Source organism: Onishia taeanensis (assembly GCF_900100755.1).
GTDB lineage: Bacteria > Pseudomonadota > Gammaproteobacteria > Pseudomonadales > Halomonadaceae > Onishia > Onishia taeanensis.
Map to the genome: position 1 here is coordinate 1 of NZ_FNCI01000018.1, position 15,174 is coordinate 15,174.

Annotated in this window: 16 protein-coding genes; 14 read left to right on the forward strand and 2 right to left on the reverse strand. The window is 65.8% G+C overall.

Annotated features, from left to right (window positions below):
* The first annotated feature begins 207 nt into the window (after positions 1-207).
* From BLR71_RS15770 to BLR71_RS15830, 13 genes are all read left to right on the forward strand, one after another.
* Complete coding sequence (locus tag BLR71_RS15770; protein ID WP_340147980.1) at positions 208-648, forward strand: C40 family peptidase; 441 nt, start codon at positions 208-210, stop codon at positions 646-648.
* Between the two features lie 132 nt (positions 649-780).
* Complete coding sequence (locus BLR71_RS15775; RefSeq protein ID WP_092528547.1) at positions 781-1,419, forward strand: peroxiredoxin; 639 nt, start codon at positions 781-783, stop codon at positions 1,417-1,419.
* A 182-nt stretch (positions 1,420-1,601) separates the two neighbouring features.
* The gene (locus tag BLR71_RS15780) at positions 1,602-2,663 is read left to right on the forward strand and encodes an ABC transporter substrate-binding protein (protein WP_092528549.1); all 1,062 of its coding nucleotides are present in this window, start codon (positions 1,602-1,604) and stop codon (positions 2,661-2,663) included.
* Positions 2,660-3,421, forward strand: coding sequence for an ABC transporter permease (locus tag BLR71_RS15785; protein WP_245696535.1), 762 nt, complete (start codon positions 2,660-2,662; stop codon positions 3,419-3,421). The genes BLR71_RS15780 and BLR71_RS15785 overlap by 4 nt, the downstream gene beginning before the upstream one ends.
* The gene (locus BLR71_RS15790) at positions 3,409-4,212 is read left to right on the forward strand and encodes an ABC transporter ATP-binding protein (RefSeq protein ID WP_245696544.1); all 804 of its coding nucleotides are present in this window, start codon (positions 3,409-3,411) and stop codon (positions 4,210-4,212) included. The genes BLR71_RS15785 and BLR71_RS15790 overlap by 13 nt, the downstream gene beginning before the upstream one ends.
* Before the next feature lie 116 nt (positions 4,213-4,328).
* The gene (locus BLR71_RS15795; protein ID WP_092528551.1) at positions 4,329-4,631 is read left to right on the forward strand and encodes a DsrE family protein; all 303 of its coding nucleotides are present in this window, start codon (positions 4,329-4,331) and stop codon (positions 4,629-4,631) included.
* Between the two features lie 97 nt (positions 4,632-4,728).
* Positions 4,729-5,511, forward strand: coding sequence for a thermostable hemolysin (locus BLR71_RS15800; RefSeq protein WP_092528658.1), 783 nt, complete (start codon positions 4,729-4,731; stop codon positions 5,509-5,511).
* Positions 5,501-6,997: an AMP-binding protein gene (locus BLR71_RS15805; protein WP_092528553.1), complete on the forward strand. Its 1,497-nt coding sequence runs from the start codon at positions 5,501-5,503 to the stop codon at positions 6,995-6,997. The genes BLR71_RS15800 and BLR71_RS15805 overlap by 11 nt, the downstream gene beginning before the upstream one ends.
* A complete protein-coding gene (locus BLR71_RS15810; RefSeq protein ID WP_092528555.1) occupies positions 6,994-7,686 on the forward strand; it encodes an iron-containing redox enzyme family protein in 693 nt (230 codons plus the stop codon). The genes BLR71_RS15805 and BLR71_RS15810 overlap by 4 nt, the downstream gene beginning before the upstream one ends.
* Complete coding sequence (locus BLR71_RS15815) at positions 7,673-8,503, forward strand: SDR family oxidoreductase (RefSeq protein WP_092528557.1); 831 nt, start codon at positions 7,673-7,675, stop codon at positions 8,501-8,503. Before BLR71_RS15810 ends, BLR71_RS15815 begins: the two co-directional genes overlap by 14 nt.
* A gap of 10 nt (positions 8,504-8,513) precedes the next feature.
* Positions 8,514-9,230 carry a tetratricopeptide repeat protein gene (locus BLR71_RS15820; protein ID WP_245696547.1) on the forward strand — a complete coding sequence of 239 codons (717 nt, stop codon included), beginning with the start codon at positions 8,514-8,516 and terminating at the stop codon, positions 9,228-9,230.
* 115 nt (positions 9,231-9,345) lie between these two features.
* On the forward strand, positions 9,346-10,035 hold the full coding sequence (locus BLR71_RS15825) for a response regulator (protein WP_092528559.1): 690 nt from the start codon (positions 9,346-9,348) through the stop codon (positions 10,033-10,035).
* Positions 10,032-11,540: an ATP-binding protein gene (locus tag BLR71_RS15830; protein ID WP_092528561.1), complete on the forward strand. Its 1,509-nt coding sequence runs from the start codon at positions 10,032-10,034 to the stop codon at positions 11,538-11,540. Before BLR71_RS15825 ends, BLR71_RS15830 begins: the two co-directional genes overlap by 4 nt.
* Positions 11,541-11,662: 122 nt before the next feature.
* On the opposite strand, the gene BLR71_RS15835 is transcribed toward BLR71_RS15830, so the two are convergent.
* Positions 11,663-12,712: a serine hydrolase gene (locus BLR71_RS15835; protein ID WP_092528563.1), complete on the reverse strand. Its 1,050-nt coding sequence runs from the start codon at positions 12,710-12,712 to the stop codon at positions 11,663-11,665.
* A 283-nt stretch (positions 12,713-12,995) separates the two neighbouring features.
* On the opposite strand from BLR71_RS15835, the gene BLR71_RS15840 reads away from it, so the two are divergent.
* A complete protein-coding gene (locus BLR71_RS15840; protein WP_092528565.1) occupies positions 12,996-13,196 on the forward strand; it encodes a DUF2061 domain-containing protein in 201 nt (66 codons plus the stop codon).
* Between the two features lie 70 nt (positions 13,197-13,266).
* Here the strand turns inward: BLR71_RS15840 and BLR71_RS15845 are convergent, their stop codons facing one another.
* Positions 13,267-14,958: a methyl-accepting chemotaxis protein gene (locus BLR71_RS15845; RefSeq protein ID WP_245696548.1), complete on the reverse strand. Its 1,692-nt coding sequence runs from the start codon at positions 14,956-14,958 to the stop codon at positions 13,267-13,269.
* Between the last annotated feature and the right edge of the window lie 216 nt (positions 14,959-15,174).

Here is a 15,174-nt window from a genome sequence, read left to right on the forward strand (position 1 = left end):
GGCGAAAGAGCGGAGTTTACGGGGTGTAAATGAGCATCTTGAGCCGATTTTTAACGCCGTATGGGCGAGCGCAGTACTTTTCAGACATTGCCTAGGCAGGACGTGATACACCGACACAACGAGAGGCAAAGGCGCAACGATATGCAGAGTCTTCTGGCGATCTCTCGACGGCCATGGCCGATGGGCCTGCCTATACCGTGGCTGACGATGCTGTTGCTACTGACCCTGCTTGGCGGCTGCGCCAGCCCGCAGCTCGCCACCGATGATCGCTCTGCCGGCCTCTCCATCGAGCGGCTGCTGGTGCTCGACCAGGCTCAAGACGCCCTCGGCACGCCCTATCGCTGGGGCGGCGCCTCGACCAACGGGCTCGACTGCTCGGGGCTGGTGCTGGTCAGCTACCAGGCGGCAGGGCTGCAGGTACCGCGCACCGCCAATGCTCAGTACCAGTCTCTACCGCCTATCGAAGCGGCACGCCCGGGAGATCTCCTGTTTTTCGGCCGCGGGAGCCGCGCCAGCCACGTGGGTATCTATGCGGGGAATGGTCAGATGATTCACGCCCCGGGACGCGGGCGACGCGTCACCACTACTTCGCTGGACCTGGATTACTGGCAGAAACGTTTCCTGGGAGCCGCCGCGCCGGCGCCCTGAAGACGAGAGGATTATTTTTCACCCTATCCTTATGAGAAATCGGCTTATCGTAGCCCTTGTTTCCCGGCCGCCTCGTCCTGATATAGGAGGGGAGGCAAGATGTGATGATCACAGACTTCCAAGGAGGACAGCATGGCTCTGCAACTTGGCGATATCGCTCCGGACTTCACCCAAGACAGCACCGACGGCCCGATCAACTTTCACGAGTGGGCCGGCGATAGCTGGGTGATTCTGTTCTCGCACCCCAAAGATTTCACCCCGGTCTGCACCACCGAGCTAGGCGAGGTCTCGCGCCTCAAGCCAGAGTTCGACAAGCGCAACACCAAGGCGATTGGCCTGTCGGTCGACCCGCTTGCTGATCACAAGGCCTGGGTCGGTGACATCCAGGAGACTCAGGGCCAGGCGCTGAACTTCCCGCTGCTGGCCGATGCCGACCGCAAGGTCAGCGACCTGTACGGCATGATTCACCCCAACGCCAACGACACCCTGACGGTGCGTAGCGTCTTCATCATCGACCCCAACAAGAAGCTGCGCCTGACCCTCACCTACCCGGCCAGCACCGGGCGCAACTTCGACGAGATCCTCCGGGTCCTCGACAGCCTGCAGCTCACCGACGGCTACAAGGTGGCCACGCCGGTCAACTGGCGCGATGGCGATGACTGCATCATCGTGCCCGCCATCAGCAATGAAGAAGCCAAGACCTTGTTCCCGCAAGGCTGGGACGAGAAGAAGCCGTACCTGCGCGTGACCAAGCAGCCCAACAAGGGCTGAGGCAAGCATCCAGTGCCGCCAGCTCGGCTTGAGCGCTGAGCACCGGCAGCCGACCGTCGCCCTTCGGGGCGGCGGTCTTTTTTTATTGATATGGTTATAAGCAAATCGTCCTAGTAGAACTTTCCGAGCCACTGATCCAACCGATATGATCGGCGGCCCCTTACGCCTTCCGGAGATTGCTCATGTTGCGCTTCACCCGCCGCCTGGGAGCCATGGCCCTGTTGTTGTTCGCCCTGCCCGGCCTGGCCCAAGCAGACACCGCCGATGACGTCACCACCCTTCAGGTCGGCTATATGCCGATCCTGCCCGTCGCGCAGCTGTTCGTTATGGAAGGCGAAGGCTGGACCGAGGAGGCGGGCCTCGATCTCGAGCTGACCCGTTTCTCCAGCGGCCCGGCCATGGTTCAGGCGCTGGCGTCCGGCGAGCTGGATGTCATGTACTTCGGTATCGGCCCCGCCATGGTGGCCCGCGCCAACGGCGTGCCCCTCAAGGTGCTCGCCGCCAGCATCAAGGAACAGATCGGCCTGGTGGCCCGCGGCGACTTCGCCGGTGAGTTCGACAACGCCACCGCCCAGGAAGCCATCGCCCACTTCACCGAGACTCAGGGCCGCAAGCCCAAGATCGCCACCTTCCCCAAGGGCTCGGTGCCCGACACCGTGCTGCGCTACTACCTGACCCAGCAGTTGGGCCTGTCGCTGGATAGCGTGGACATTGTCGCCATGGGCGCCGACCGGGTGCAGCAGGCACTGCTCGCCGGCGCCGTGGATGCCGCCTCGATCCTCGAGCCGATCCTGACCACCGTCCAGGAGCGCGATGACAGCGCGCGCGTGGTCGCCCGTGGCGGCGACATGCTGCCCAACCAGCCGGGCGCCGTACTGGCCGCCCGCGAAAGCGTGCTCGCCGATCAGCCCGAGGCCATGCAGCGGCTGATGGCGCTGCATATCCGCGCCACTGACATGCTGGTCAACGACCCCGAGCGCGCCGCACCCCATGTGCGCGAGTTCGTCGGCAAGCGCCTGGTGCCGCTGTCCACCGTCGAGGCCGCCCTGCGTTCGCCGTCGTCCAACTACCTGAGCGATCCCCACGCGATCATCGACGCCACCCGCGTGATGCGTGACTTCCAGCTCGACAACGGCACCCTGCGCCAGTCGGTGGATATCGAGGCGCTGTTCGATACCGGCCTCTATGACGCCGCCAAGGCCGAGCTGGATGAAGGCAACGACGGCGAGGCCAGCGCGCCGTGAGTCGCCTGTCTCGCCCCCGCCGCCTATCGATCAGCGCCCTGGGGCTTGCCGGCTTCATCGCCCTGTGGGAGGCGAGCCTGCGTGCCGGCTTGCTACCAGGCAACCTGGTGCCGCTGCCGTCGACCATCCCCGGCGTCTTCTGGGCCGAGATCGCCGACGGCATCTGGTTCGAGGTGGTGCGCTCCAGCCTGTCGCACTACGCCGTGGGCGTGGCGATCGGCTCGCTGCTCGGCATCACGGTCGGCGTCGGCGCCGCCCTGGTGCCGACCTTCAACGCCCTGCACGCCTGGCTCGCCCGGCTGCTGCGGCCGATTCCGCCGCTGGCATGGATTCCGTTCGCCATCATCTGGTTCGGCGTCAATCCCACCGCGGCGGCCTTCATCATCAGCATCGGCGTGTTCTGGATCAATTACTTCACCAGCTACAGCGCGGTGCGCGCCGTGGACCCGGGCTATGACGAGGTCGCCATCGCCTTCGGCCAGCAGCGCTTCGTCGATCGCCTGGCCAAGGTCAGCCTGCCGGCGGCGGCGCCGGGCATCCTCGGCGGCCTGCGCGCCGGCCTCGGCCAGGGCTGGATGACCGTGGTCGCCGCCGAGCTGTTCGGCATTCCCGGGATCGGTCAGCGCATGATGGAGGCCTCGGGCCTGCTGGCTACCGATATCGTGGTGGTCTACATGCTGACCATCGCCGGACTCTATGCGCTGTTCGATGCGCTGTTCATGGTCGTGCAACGGAGGATGCTGCGGTGGCAACCCTGAGCGATACTCCCCCTCAAGATGATGCGCCCACGGCGGTGCTGCGCGCCAAGGGCGTCAGCCTTGGCTTTAGCGGCACCACCATCCTGCAAGGCGTCGATCTCGACGTGCAGCCCCGTGAGTTCGTCGCCGTGGTCGGCGCCTCCGGGGTCGGCAAATCGACCCTCCTGCGCGCGCTGGCCGGGCTGATCAGTCCCCGCAAAGGAAAGGTCGAGATCCCCGCCGGCAACAGCCCCGACACCCGCGCCTGGTCGATGGTCTTCCAGGCCCCGCGGCTGTTTCCCTGGCGCCGGGTGCGGGCCAACGTCGAACTGGGCCTCGAGGGCCTGTCGCTATCCAAAGCCCAGCGGCGCGAGCGCGCCCTGGAGCCGCTGGCGCTGGTCGGCCTCGATGAATACGCCGAGCGCTGGCCGCACACCCTGTCCGGCGGCCAGCAGCAGCGGGTCGGCATCGCCCGGGCATTGGCCGTGCGGCCGCGGGTGCTGTTCATGGACGAGCCCTTCTCGGCGCTGGATGCCATCACCCGGCGCCGCCTGCAAAACGAGCTCGTCGACCTGCGGCGGCGCAGTGACGCCGCCATCGTCTTCGTCACCCACGATATCGAGGAAGCCGTGCTGCTGGCCGACCGGGTGCTGGTGCTAGGCGGTGGCACGGACGACGCCCCCGCCGGCATGCGCGATGTGATCGAGGTGGCCCTTCCCCAGGAGGAGCGCCGCGAGCAGGCCGGCTTCACCGAGTGCGTGCAGCGCATCGAAGGCTTGATCGGCACCTCGGCGGCCGACGACGCGCCCTGATATTCGCCCTCTGAGCATGGGCGGGAGCGAACGGCCCGCCCCTTCGTCACACCCTTAGCTCACGCCCTAACGTTACGCCCTAACGTTACGCCCTATATCACGTCTGGAGCCTCACCATGTCGACCCTTAACGTATTGCTGCATGCCCCCACGCCCGGTTCGCTTGCCAGGGCCCGGCGCAATGCCGTCAACCTGCTGGCCGCGCGCCCGGACGCCGAGGTGCTGATCGTCGCCAACGGCGGCGGTGTCGCGGCGGCGCTGGAAACGCCCAATGCCGCCACCGACCCGCTGCTGCGGCTGTGTCGCAACTCGCTGAAGGGCCAGGGGCTCGAGAACCCGGCAGGCATCGCGGAAGTGGATGCGGCAGTGGTCACCCTGGCCGAGCATCAGGCCGCAGGATGGGGCTATATCCGCTGTTGAAAATATCCCCACCCATATTCGCATGAAGGTGGCTATCTTAAGCCGGCGTTAATACTCGCCGACCACACTGTCAGGGAAGCTCATGGAGGCGACCCTGATGTCCTATCCCCCAGCCAGATCCCTGTTCGATGCACCGCTAGAAGGCCGAACCGGCGCCACCTTACCAGGCACCCTCTCCGCCCCTCCCTCCGGCGACCTACCCGGCGCGCTTTCCGGCAGCCTGCCCGGTGTGAGCTCGGCCGAACGTTCTTCTGGCCGTTCAGGGTCGCAGGCTGGGGCGCCGCTCTCCTGGCATATCGCCGAAAACCGCCAACAGCAGTCCGCCCTCGAGACGCTGATCCGGGAACGCTTCGCTTGCGACCACGGCGCCCACGTCAGCCACTTCCTGCCTCGCCTGCTGGGCCTCTGGCAGGGCGAGCTTCCCCAGGCGGCCGTCGGCGCCCAGTGCGCTGACGATGCGCCCCTGTTTCTCGAGACCTATCTCGGCACCTCCATCGAACGGGCCCTGGGTGAGTCCTTCGGCCAGCCGGTGGAGCGCGCAAGCATCGTCGAAATCGGCAACCTGGCCTGCAATCGGCCCGGGCTGCAGCGCGCGCTGATTCTGAACCTGGTCGAGCAGTTGCACGACGAGGGCTATGCCTGGCTGGTCTTCACCGCGACTCCTGCGGTGCGCAATGGCTTTCGCCGACTGGGGCTTTCCGCTAGCCCCTTGGCGCTGGCCGACCCGGCGCGCCTCTCTGCCCAAAGCCGCGAGGCCTGGGGCAGTTACTACGACCTGGTGCCCTGGGTGATGGGCGGCTCGCTGACGCTTGCTTATGCCAACCTCGAGGCCCAGGGGATGTTGCCCAGCCGCCAGCGGGAGGATCGCCATGTCCGCTGAACGCAAGCGCTTCCTGGCGGCCGTCGCGAACCATGCCCGGACCTGGCCCGACCGCATCGCCCTGAACGACGGGAAGGCACGGTTGAGCTACGCCGAGCTGCTCGCCGAGGTCGACAGGCGTCGTGAACGCTTGGCGGCGCTGGATGCCCGGCGCGTTGGCCTGGCGCTGGATAACGGACTCGACTGGGCGCTATGGGATCTCGCCCTGCTCTGCGATGAGCGGGTGGCCGTCCCGGTGCCGGGCTTCTTCTCGCCGTCACAGCGCAAGCACCTGGTCGCAAGCGCGGGGCTGGATAGCTGGATCGGCACTCTTGAGGAGGCGGCCGCCCTCGGCTTCGCCCCGAGCGACGATAGCGCCATCGCCTTCCGAACGGTCAGCCAACCTCCCGAGCTGCATGCGGGCACCGCCAAGATCACCTTCACCTCCGGCACCAGCGGCGCGCCCAAGGGCGTGTGCCTCGATAACGCGGCCATGCTGCGGGTCGCCGAGAGCATTGCCAGTCTCGTCGCGCCCCTCGACATCCGGCGCCATCTGGCCATGCTTCCGCTGGCCACCCTGCTCGAGAATATCGGCGGGCTCTATGTGCCGCTGTGGCTCGGCGCTAGCTGCCATCTTCCGGGGACGGCGACGCTCGGCTGGCAGGGCGCCAGCGGCTTCTGCCCGCGCACCGCGATGTCGGTCATCGAATCCGTGAAGCCCCAGAGCCTGATCCTGGTGCCGCAGCTGCTCCAGGCCCTGCTGGCCGCAGCCCCGGAGGCGCCGGAGAGCCTGTCCTTCGTCGCGGCCGGCGGTGCCCGCCTGGCCCCGGCGCTGCTTGCCCAGGCGGAAGAGCGCGGCTGGCCGGTCTTCGAGGGCTATGGGCTGTCGGAGTGCGCTTCTGTGGTGTGCCTGAACCGCCCCGGCGAGCCGGCTCATGGCGCCGGCCGCCCGCTGCCCCATGCCAAGGTGCGCCTCTCCGCCGACGGTGACGTCGAAATCAGCGGCGCTACCATGCTCGGTTATCTTGGCGAAGCCCCCATCGGCGGCTGGTATTCAAGCGGTGACCTGGGTCGTCTGGTGTCTTACCCAGACGGCGAGCGCTTGCACCTCGACGGCCGCCGCCGCGAGGTCTTCATTACCGCCTACGGTCGCAACGTCGACCCGCAGTGGGTCGAATCCGAACTCACGCTGCAGCCGATGATCGCCCAGGCCCTGGTGCATGGCGAAGCGCTGGACCACAACCGGGCGCTGATCGTGCCGCGTGATCCCAGCAGCGACGATGCCAGCCTGGCCGCGGCCATCAGCGCCGCCAATGCCCGGCTGCCCGACTATGCCCGGGTGCACGCCTGGCGGCGCGCGGCGCCCTTTACGCCCGCCAATGATCAACTCACGGCCAATGGACGCCTGCGGCGCACGAGCGTATTCGAGGCCTACCGCGACTGGCTGACCGCCGAGGCCGAATCGGCCGCCACCCCTTCTTTCGATACCACAGGAGCCGCCTCATGAGCGCCTACCAACGCCTGCTCGCCGCGACCCAGACCGAACGCGAGGCCATGCTTTCCATCCCGCTACTGCAGCGGGCTCAGCGTGGCGAGGTCAGCCACGCCGAATACCTAGCCTTCCTCGGACAGGCCTATCACCACGTGCGCTTCACCGTGCCCCTGATGATGGCTTGCGGCGCCAGGCTGCCCGCCCACAAGGGGTGGCTACGCGATGCCCTGGTGGAATACATCGACGAGGAGCATGGCCACGAGAAGTGGATTCTCGATGACATTCGCGTCGCGGGCGGCGACCCCGATGCCGTGGTAGCGGCCATGCCGGCGCCGGCGACCCGACTAATGGTCGGCCATGTGCGCGACGTGATCACCCACGACAACCCGGTCGGCTTCTTCGGCATGGTGCTGGTATTGGAAGGCACCAGTACGGCGCTGGCCACCCAGGCCGCCGAGGCCCTGCAGCAGCATCTCGGGCTGCCCAAGGAGGCCTTTCGCTACCTGCTCTCCCACGGCAGCCTGGATATCGGCCACATGGCCTTCTTTGAGAAGCTCATCGACAGTCTCGACGAGGATGACCTGGCCGCGGTGATCGACACCGCCGCCATGGTCTATCGCCTGTATGGCGCCATGTTCCGCGGCGTCGAAGCCGCCTGTGGCGGCGGCGATGTCAACCGGGAGCTCGCCGATGCTCTCTGCTAAGTTTCCCTGGTCTCGCAAGCCCACCCTTGAGGGCGGCTGGCCGGCTCAGCGTATCCTGGTCACCGGCGCCAGCGGCGGCATCGGCCGCGCCCTGGTCAAGGAGCTGGCCGCCACCGGCGCCCATGTGCTGGCCAGCGGCCGCAACCATCAGGCCCTGGTCGCACTAGCAGCCGAGAACCCCGAGCACATCAACGTGGAAGCCGCCGACCTGACCGACGCCGACGACCGCGCGCGTCTGGTCGAGGCAGCGCGGCGTGCCGACTGCAATGTGCTGATCAACGCGGCCGGCATCAATCATGTCGGCCTGTTCGAGAACGAGGCCGACGACAGCATCGCCGAGCTGATCAACGTCAACCTGACCGCCACCCTGCAGCTGACTCATCAGCTGTTGCCACAGCTGATGGCGGCCCGCCAGGGCCAGCTGGTCAATGTCGGCTCGACCTTCGGCGCCATCGGCTATCCGTCCCAGGCCACCTACTGCGCCACCAAGTTCGCGCTGCGCGGCTTTTCCCAGGCGCTGCGCCGTGAGCTGGCCGATACCCGGGTGCGGGTGCTGTATGTCGCCCCGCGCGCGACCCGCACCGCCATGAACAGCCCCGAGGTGGACGCCATGAACGAGGCGCTGGGCACCACCATGGACACCCCCGAACGGGTGGCGAGAGCCGTGCGTCGCGCCATCGAAGGGCAACGCGAGGAGACCCAGGTGGGTTGGCCGGAAGGCCTCTTCGTGAGGCTCAACGCCATCGTGCCGCGGCTGGTCGATCGCGCCCTGCATCGCCAACTGCCGATCATTCGCCGCTTCGTCGGCAAGCCCTGAGGAAGACGCCATGAAAACTCACTCCCACCAAGCCCGACCGCATGCGCGCCATGACCGGCGAGCCACTGGCTTCACCGCCGCGCTCTCAACCGTCGCCTGCCGCGCCCTGGCCGTCGGTCTGCTGGCCCTCATCAGCCTGCCCGCCTTCGCCATGACGCCCGACGTCGAAGAGGCCGTGCACACCCTCCAGCAGCGCTGGGCCGAGATTCACTATCAGATACCGGAAGACGCCCAGGCCAAGGCCCTCGAGGACCTGGAGCATCAGGCCGATGGCTATCTGTCCCGCTACCCCGAGGCCGCCGAGCTGTACATCTGGGCCGGCATCGTGCGCTCGACCGAGGCCGGCGCCAAGGGCGGGCTAGGCGCCCTGTCACTGGTCAAGGCCGCGCGAGACGACCTGGAAACCGCCATCGACCTGGACCCGGCGGCCCTCGACGGCTCGGCGTATACCAGCCTCGGCGCGCTCTATTATCAGGTGCCGGGCTGGCCGCTGGCCTTCGGTGACGAGGACAAAGCCGAGTGGCACCTGCAACAGGCGCTGAAGTTCAACCCCGATGGGATCGACAGCCTGTACTTCTGGGGCGACTATCTGCACCAGCAGGGCCGTAATGCCGAGGCCCGTCAGGCCCTGGAACAGGCCCTCGAGGCACCGCCACGGCCCGGGCGCGAGCTCGCCGATCGCGGGCGCCGCGAGGAGATCCAGGCATTGCTCGACCAGCTGCCGTAGACTGAACGCAGAGGCGAGCGGGCATTGAGCGCGGCCCTCGAACGACGAGGGCCGCGCCGTCGTTGGCGGCCGGCGTGGACCGCCGCCCCATTCATACGATCTACAGGGAATAGGCATGCGAGTATTGCTGGTCGAGGACGACCCCAGCCTGGCATCGGGCATTCGCCTGGCGCTCAAGTCCGAACATTACACCGTCGATGTGCTGGGCGATGGCCGCTCGGCCCTGGCCACCCTCAATGACGGCGAACCCTTCGACGTGGTGATCCTCGACCTGGGTCTGCCCAAGCTCGACGGCATGAGCCTGCTCAAGCAGCTGCGCGGTCGCGACAATCCGGTGCCGGTATTGGTGCTGACCGCGCGAGACGGCATCGAGGATCGTATCAACGGCCTGGATGCCGGCGCCGACGACTATCTGATCAAGCCCTTCGAGGTCGCTGAGCTCAAGGCCCGCCTGCGCGCCCTGCTGCGGCGCAGCCACGGCCAGGTGAACAGCGCCATCGAGGTGCACGGCATCCGCCTCGATGCCGCCGAACACCAGGTCAGCTACCAAGGCGAGCCGGTCAATCTTTCCCGGCGTGAATTCACCCTGCTGCAGGAATTCTTGAGCCATCCGGGCCGCGTCTTTACCCGCGACACCCTGGCCAGCGTGATCTATGGCTGGGACGAGGACGTGGAGAGCAACGCCATCGAAGTTCACGTGCACCACCTGCGCCGCAAGCTATTCCCGGGCCTGATTCGCACCGTGCGCGGCATCGGCTATGTGCTCGACAAACCGAGTGACAGCGCCAGTGGCAGCACCTCATGACCTCGATTCGACGCCGCACCCTCGGCCTGGTGCTGTTGATGTTCGCGATCAGCATGCTGGTCATCGGCATCACCAGCTACCGGGATGCTACCCACGAGGTCGAGGAGCTCTTCGATGCCCGCCTGGCGCAGAACGCCCGGCTGATCCAGGGATTGATGCAGGCACCGCTGGTCCAGGAACAGCGCGCCGGCCTGCTCGAGAGCCTGGACCGCGCCCTGGCGCGCGCCGACAATGCCGACATGAACGTGGCCGGACACCGCTACGAGAGCAAGCTGGTGTTCCAGGTGTGGCAACAGGACCAGCTGCTGCTGCGCTCGGCGCGGGCCCCCCAGTCGCCCCTGGAAATCGATCGCGACGGCTACGAGAGCGCCAGGATCGGCAACTACGAGTGGCGTATCTTCGCCCTCACCGCGCCCGACGACTCCACCTCACCGGGGCTTCGCGTCGTGGTGGCGGAACGTGAGGACGTGCGCGGCGAACTGGTGACCCTGATCGCCCTGCGCACCCTGATCCCCGACCTGGTTGGCCTGCCGATTCTCGCCCTGCTGCTATGGTGGGCGATCGGCTGGGGGCTGAAACCGCTATCGCGGATGGCGCAGCAGATTCGAGAGCGCGACCCGCACAACCTGCAGCCGCTGATGCTGGCCCCCCTGCCCCAGGAGCTAGCCACCATCACCGGCGCACTGAACCGGCTGCTCGATCAGATTCGCGGTCTGCGCACCCGCGAGAAGCGCTTCATCGCCGATGCCGCCCATGAGCTGCGCACGCCGCTTGCGGTGCTTGGCCTGCATGCTCAGAACGCTCGCGACAGCACTCAACCCAAGGACCGCCGTGAGTCGCTGGACCAGCTGCAGGCCGGCGTCGAGCGAGCGACTCGGCTGGTCTCACAGCTGTTGACGCTGGCCAGGCTCGATCCCGACCAGGACGCCGATCATCCACGCCAGCGGATCGATATGCTCAGTGAGACCCGCGAAGCCCTGGCCAAGCTATCGCCGCTGGCTGGCGAAGCGTCGCTGGAACTGCAGCTCGACGCCGACGAGAACGAAGACTGGCGACTCACCACCGAGCCCGGCTGCATCGACACCCTGGTGCAGAACCTGGTCGGCAACGCCCTGCATCATTCCCCGGCGGGCTCGACGGTGCGCGTCACGCTGAGCGTCGAGCCCAGCACCGCCTCGCCTGCCGACCCCGACGCCAGCCATCGCACTACCCCAAAAGCGGAGAACGGCACGGCTAAAGGCATTAACCGACGCCATTCATACCCGCACTTCACGCTGATCGTCGACGACCAAGGCCCGGGCATCCCCGCCGCCGAGCGCCGCAAGGTCATCGAACGCTTCCATCGCGCCGGCCCGGGCGCGGGAGCGGGGCTGGGGCTCTCCATCGTCGACCGCCTGGTACAGCGTCATGGCGGTGAACTGTCGCTTGAGAGCGCTCCCCAGGGTGGGCTTCGGGTTAGGGTCGTGCTGCCCCAGGAGGCCACTCAGCCCAGGCCGCCTCACTGAGCGAGGCCGACCAAGAAGAACGCAAAAGCCCCCGCCGTGTTCAACACGACGGGGGCTTTGCGTTGCGCGGAGAATGATCGCTTCGTGCAGCGCCTTAAAGGCGAGCCGGCTCGGTGGCCGGGCTAGCGGGCCGCGTTCTGGACGGTATTGCGTAATCCCCAGGCACTGCCGCCATCCCCCTGGGCGTTACGCTCCAGCAGCGCCCGGATCGGATCGGCTGAGTTGGACGCCAGACGAACGGCCGGCTTGGCCTCAACCGAAGCCAGCAGCGCCGGCATGTTGGCCCGGCTCGGGTCGACGGCAAGCGGCGGCAGCGAGGCGATGGGGCCGGAAATATCGGTATCCGCCAGCCAGTCGGTACGCTCGCGCAGGCCCATGCGCGCGAAGCCGCGATCGAGCAGGTCTGCCATGTGCTCATCCCGCGAGCGTGAGGTGAAGCCACCCATCACCACGGCAATCAGGCGCCGATCGTCACGCACGGCCGAGGTCGCCACATTGAACCCGGAGGCGCGGATGAAGCCCGTCTTGAGGCCGTCGGCGCCAGGATAGTTGCTCAGCAGCCGATTGTGGCCGCGCTGAAGCTTGCCGCGGAAGACGAACTCGGTGCGCGAGAATTCGCCGTAGTATTCGGGGAAGTCCCGCATCAGGGCAACGGCCAGGGTGGCCATATCTCGCGCGGTCGTTACCTGGGCATCATCAGGCAGCCCCGAGGCGTTGCTAAAATGCGTCGAGCCCATGCCCATCCTGCGCGCTCGAACGGTCATGAGCTGGGCGAAGGCCGTTTCGCTGCCGCCCAGCGCCTCGGCCACGACCACCGCCACGTCATTGGCCGAGCGCACCACCAGGGCAGGAATGGCATCGCCCACCCGGATGCTGTCACCGGCCTGCAGCCACAGCTTCGAGGCCGGCATCGAGGCCGCATGGGTGGAGACCGGCAGGGCGTCATCCATCCCCAGCCGCCCTTGCTCGATGGCCTCGAACAGCAGGTAGAGCGTCATCATTTTGGTCAGTGAGGCCGGGTAGCGGCGCGCCTCGGCGTTTTCGGCATAGACCACATCACCGCTCGCCGCATCGGCAACGAGCCCCGCATAGCGAGGGTTATCGGCCTGGGCCGCGCCCCCGATCAGCATCAGCCACAGCCCCATACAGACAGCCACCATGAGTGGTGCCATTGCGCGCGCCGGCCGCAACCGGGTGGCGGGCAGCCTTGTTGTTATATCCCGCATTGTCGTTTTCCCCTGAGTTCCCTGCAGTTACCAACATGTTCTCGCTACTAGTCTCAGTATGCCGATCATGGTCGGCCTGTCCACTGTCGCGAGCCCCTTCTTGCCAGCTCATGGCAAGCATCGATAGCCATGAGCTATGAAAAGAATAACCTCAACTGTTTTTATAAATGAGAATCACTCTCCTATATTGTTGCTAACGCTTGCGAGAGCACTCTAGGGAGTCACCGACATGATCAAGACCGCTACCTTCGCTGTCGTCCACTTTTCCGTGGCCTTCACGGTGACTTATCTGATGACCGGTAGCTGGGTACTGGGTGGCGTCATCGCCCTGACCGAACCTGCGGTTAACACCGTGGCCTATTTCTTTCATGAAAAGACCTGGGAATGGGTCAAACGCCGGCAGGCCCTTGCCGCGGGCCAGTCCGCTTAGGCACGGCGTTATACAACCAAAACGACCGCCCGAGGGCGGTCGTTGGGTCATGCACCAAGCGGCAAGCGTATTAGAACTCTTCCCACTCGGTCTCACGCTGCTGCGCGCGATTATCGGCACTCGGCAAGCGGTGCGAGGCTTCCCGTTGCGGGCTTGGCCGGCTTGACGGGCTGGCGGCCGCCGGCAGGGCACGATCCGACGCTTGGCGAGCCGTCTGCTGCGCTACATCGCCAAGCTGGAAGGTTGCCATCAGCTCCATCAGTTGCTGCGCGCGCTGCCTGAGGTTGTTGGACGAGGAGGCGCTCTCCTGGACCAGCGTGGCGTTCTGCTGGGTCACCTGATCCATCTGGGTCACGGCTTCACCCGCCTGCTGCACCCCATCGCTCTGCTCGGCGGTAGCACTGCTGATTTCCTCCATCAGGTCGGTGACCCGCTTGACGGAAGTCACGATCTCCTCGGTGGTCTTGCCCGCCTTGGAGGCCAACTCGGTGCCCTCAACGACACGCTCGCGGTTGGCGGTGATCAGCGTATTGATCTCCTTGGCTGCCGCCGCTGAGCGGCTGGCCAATTCGCGCACTTCCTGGGCCACCACGGCGAAACCACGGCCGTGCTCGCCGGCACGTGCTGCCTCAACGGAGGCGTTGAGCGCCAGGATGTTGGTCTGGAAGGCGATGCCATCGATCATCGAAATGATGTCGGCCACTTCATTGGAGCTGCCGTCGATATCGCGCATGGTCTGGACGACCCTGGCGACGACGTCACCACCGTCCTCGGCAATCTTCGAGGCGTTGGCCGCCTGCTTGCGCGCTTCCACGGCGTTATCGGCGTTCTGCTTGACCGTGCTGCCAAGCTCTTCCATGGCCGAGGCGGTCTCGGCCAGGGAGCTGGCCTGCTGCTCGGTGCGGGCCGACAGTTCGTTGTTGCCTTCGGCGATCTGCTCGCTGTTCGAGGCTACCGACTCGGCAGACTGTCGCACCTCCATGACGGTCTTCTGCAGCTGTTTCGCCATATTGGCCTGGGCCGCCATGATGCTGTGGCGATACTGAGGCTTGAGGTTCACCTTGCGCGTCAGGTCACCTTTACCCACGGCTTCGGCAAAGGCCTTGACCTCATAGGGCTCGGCGCCGAACTCACGCAGCAGCAGGCTGGTCAGTAGCGTGGCCACCAGGCCGCCGATCAGCAAGGCACCTAAGCACAGCACCAGCATGGTGATCTGAAAATTCTCGGCGATGTTACGAGCAAAGCCGGTCTCTGCCTCGTTGAGCTGCTCCTGAAGGGTGATAAACGAATTGATGGTGTTGAGCCAGGTGGTAAATGCCGGCGCCGCCTCGTCCATCAGCAGGCGTTCGGCGGCATCGGTTTGGCCGGACTCACGAAGATCGATCACCTTGTCGATCAGCGGCATGGCCTTGGCTTCGATCGCCTCGATATCAGCCAGGTCGCTGCGCTCCTCGGCGGTGATGTCATCCCGCGAGGCGAATATCTCCTGCATCCCGGCGCTGGCCTCGCTGTAGTCTTGCTCGAGGCGCCGTATATCGGCGATCACCGGTTCAAGCTTGGCATCGTCACCGATCAGTACCACGTCGCGCAGGGCAACGGAGCGGTCGTGGACGCTGCCCCGGTAGTCAACCGCGTACTGCTGTTTGACGCTGTTGACGTCGTTGATGATCTTCATGCTGTGATCAATCAGGTTGACCTCACGAATGCCTTCGGCAGTCAGGATGACGATCAACAAGAGGACGCTGGCAAAGCCGGCCGTCATACGGGAACGAATCGTCGTTCCCCGGAGCCATGAAAAAAGGGTTTTCACAGTGCTGTTCCTATTCTGGTACATCGAAGAGAGCGCATGCACCGTGGACTTCCTTCGCCCAGTCGCAAGGCAATTTGTACAAATGCTAATTAATATACAATTTTTGTACAACAATAATTTCTGATGATTACCTTGCGCACGATGCAGTAACGGGCAACAAGCAGGACA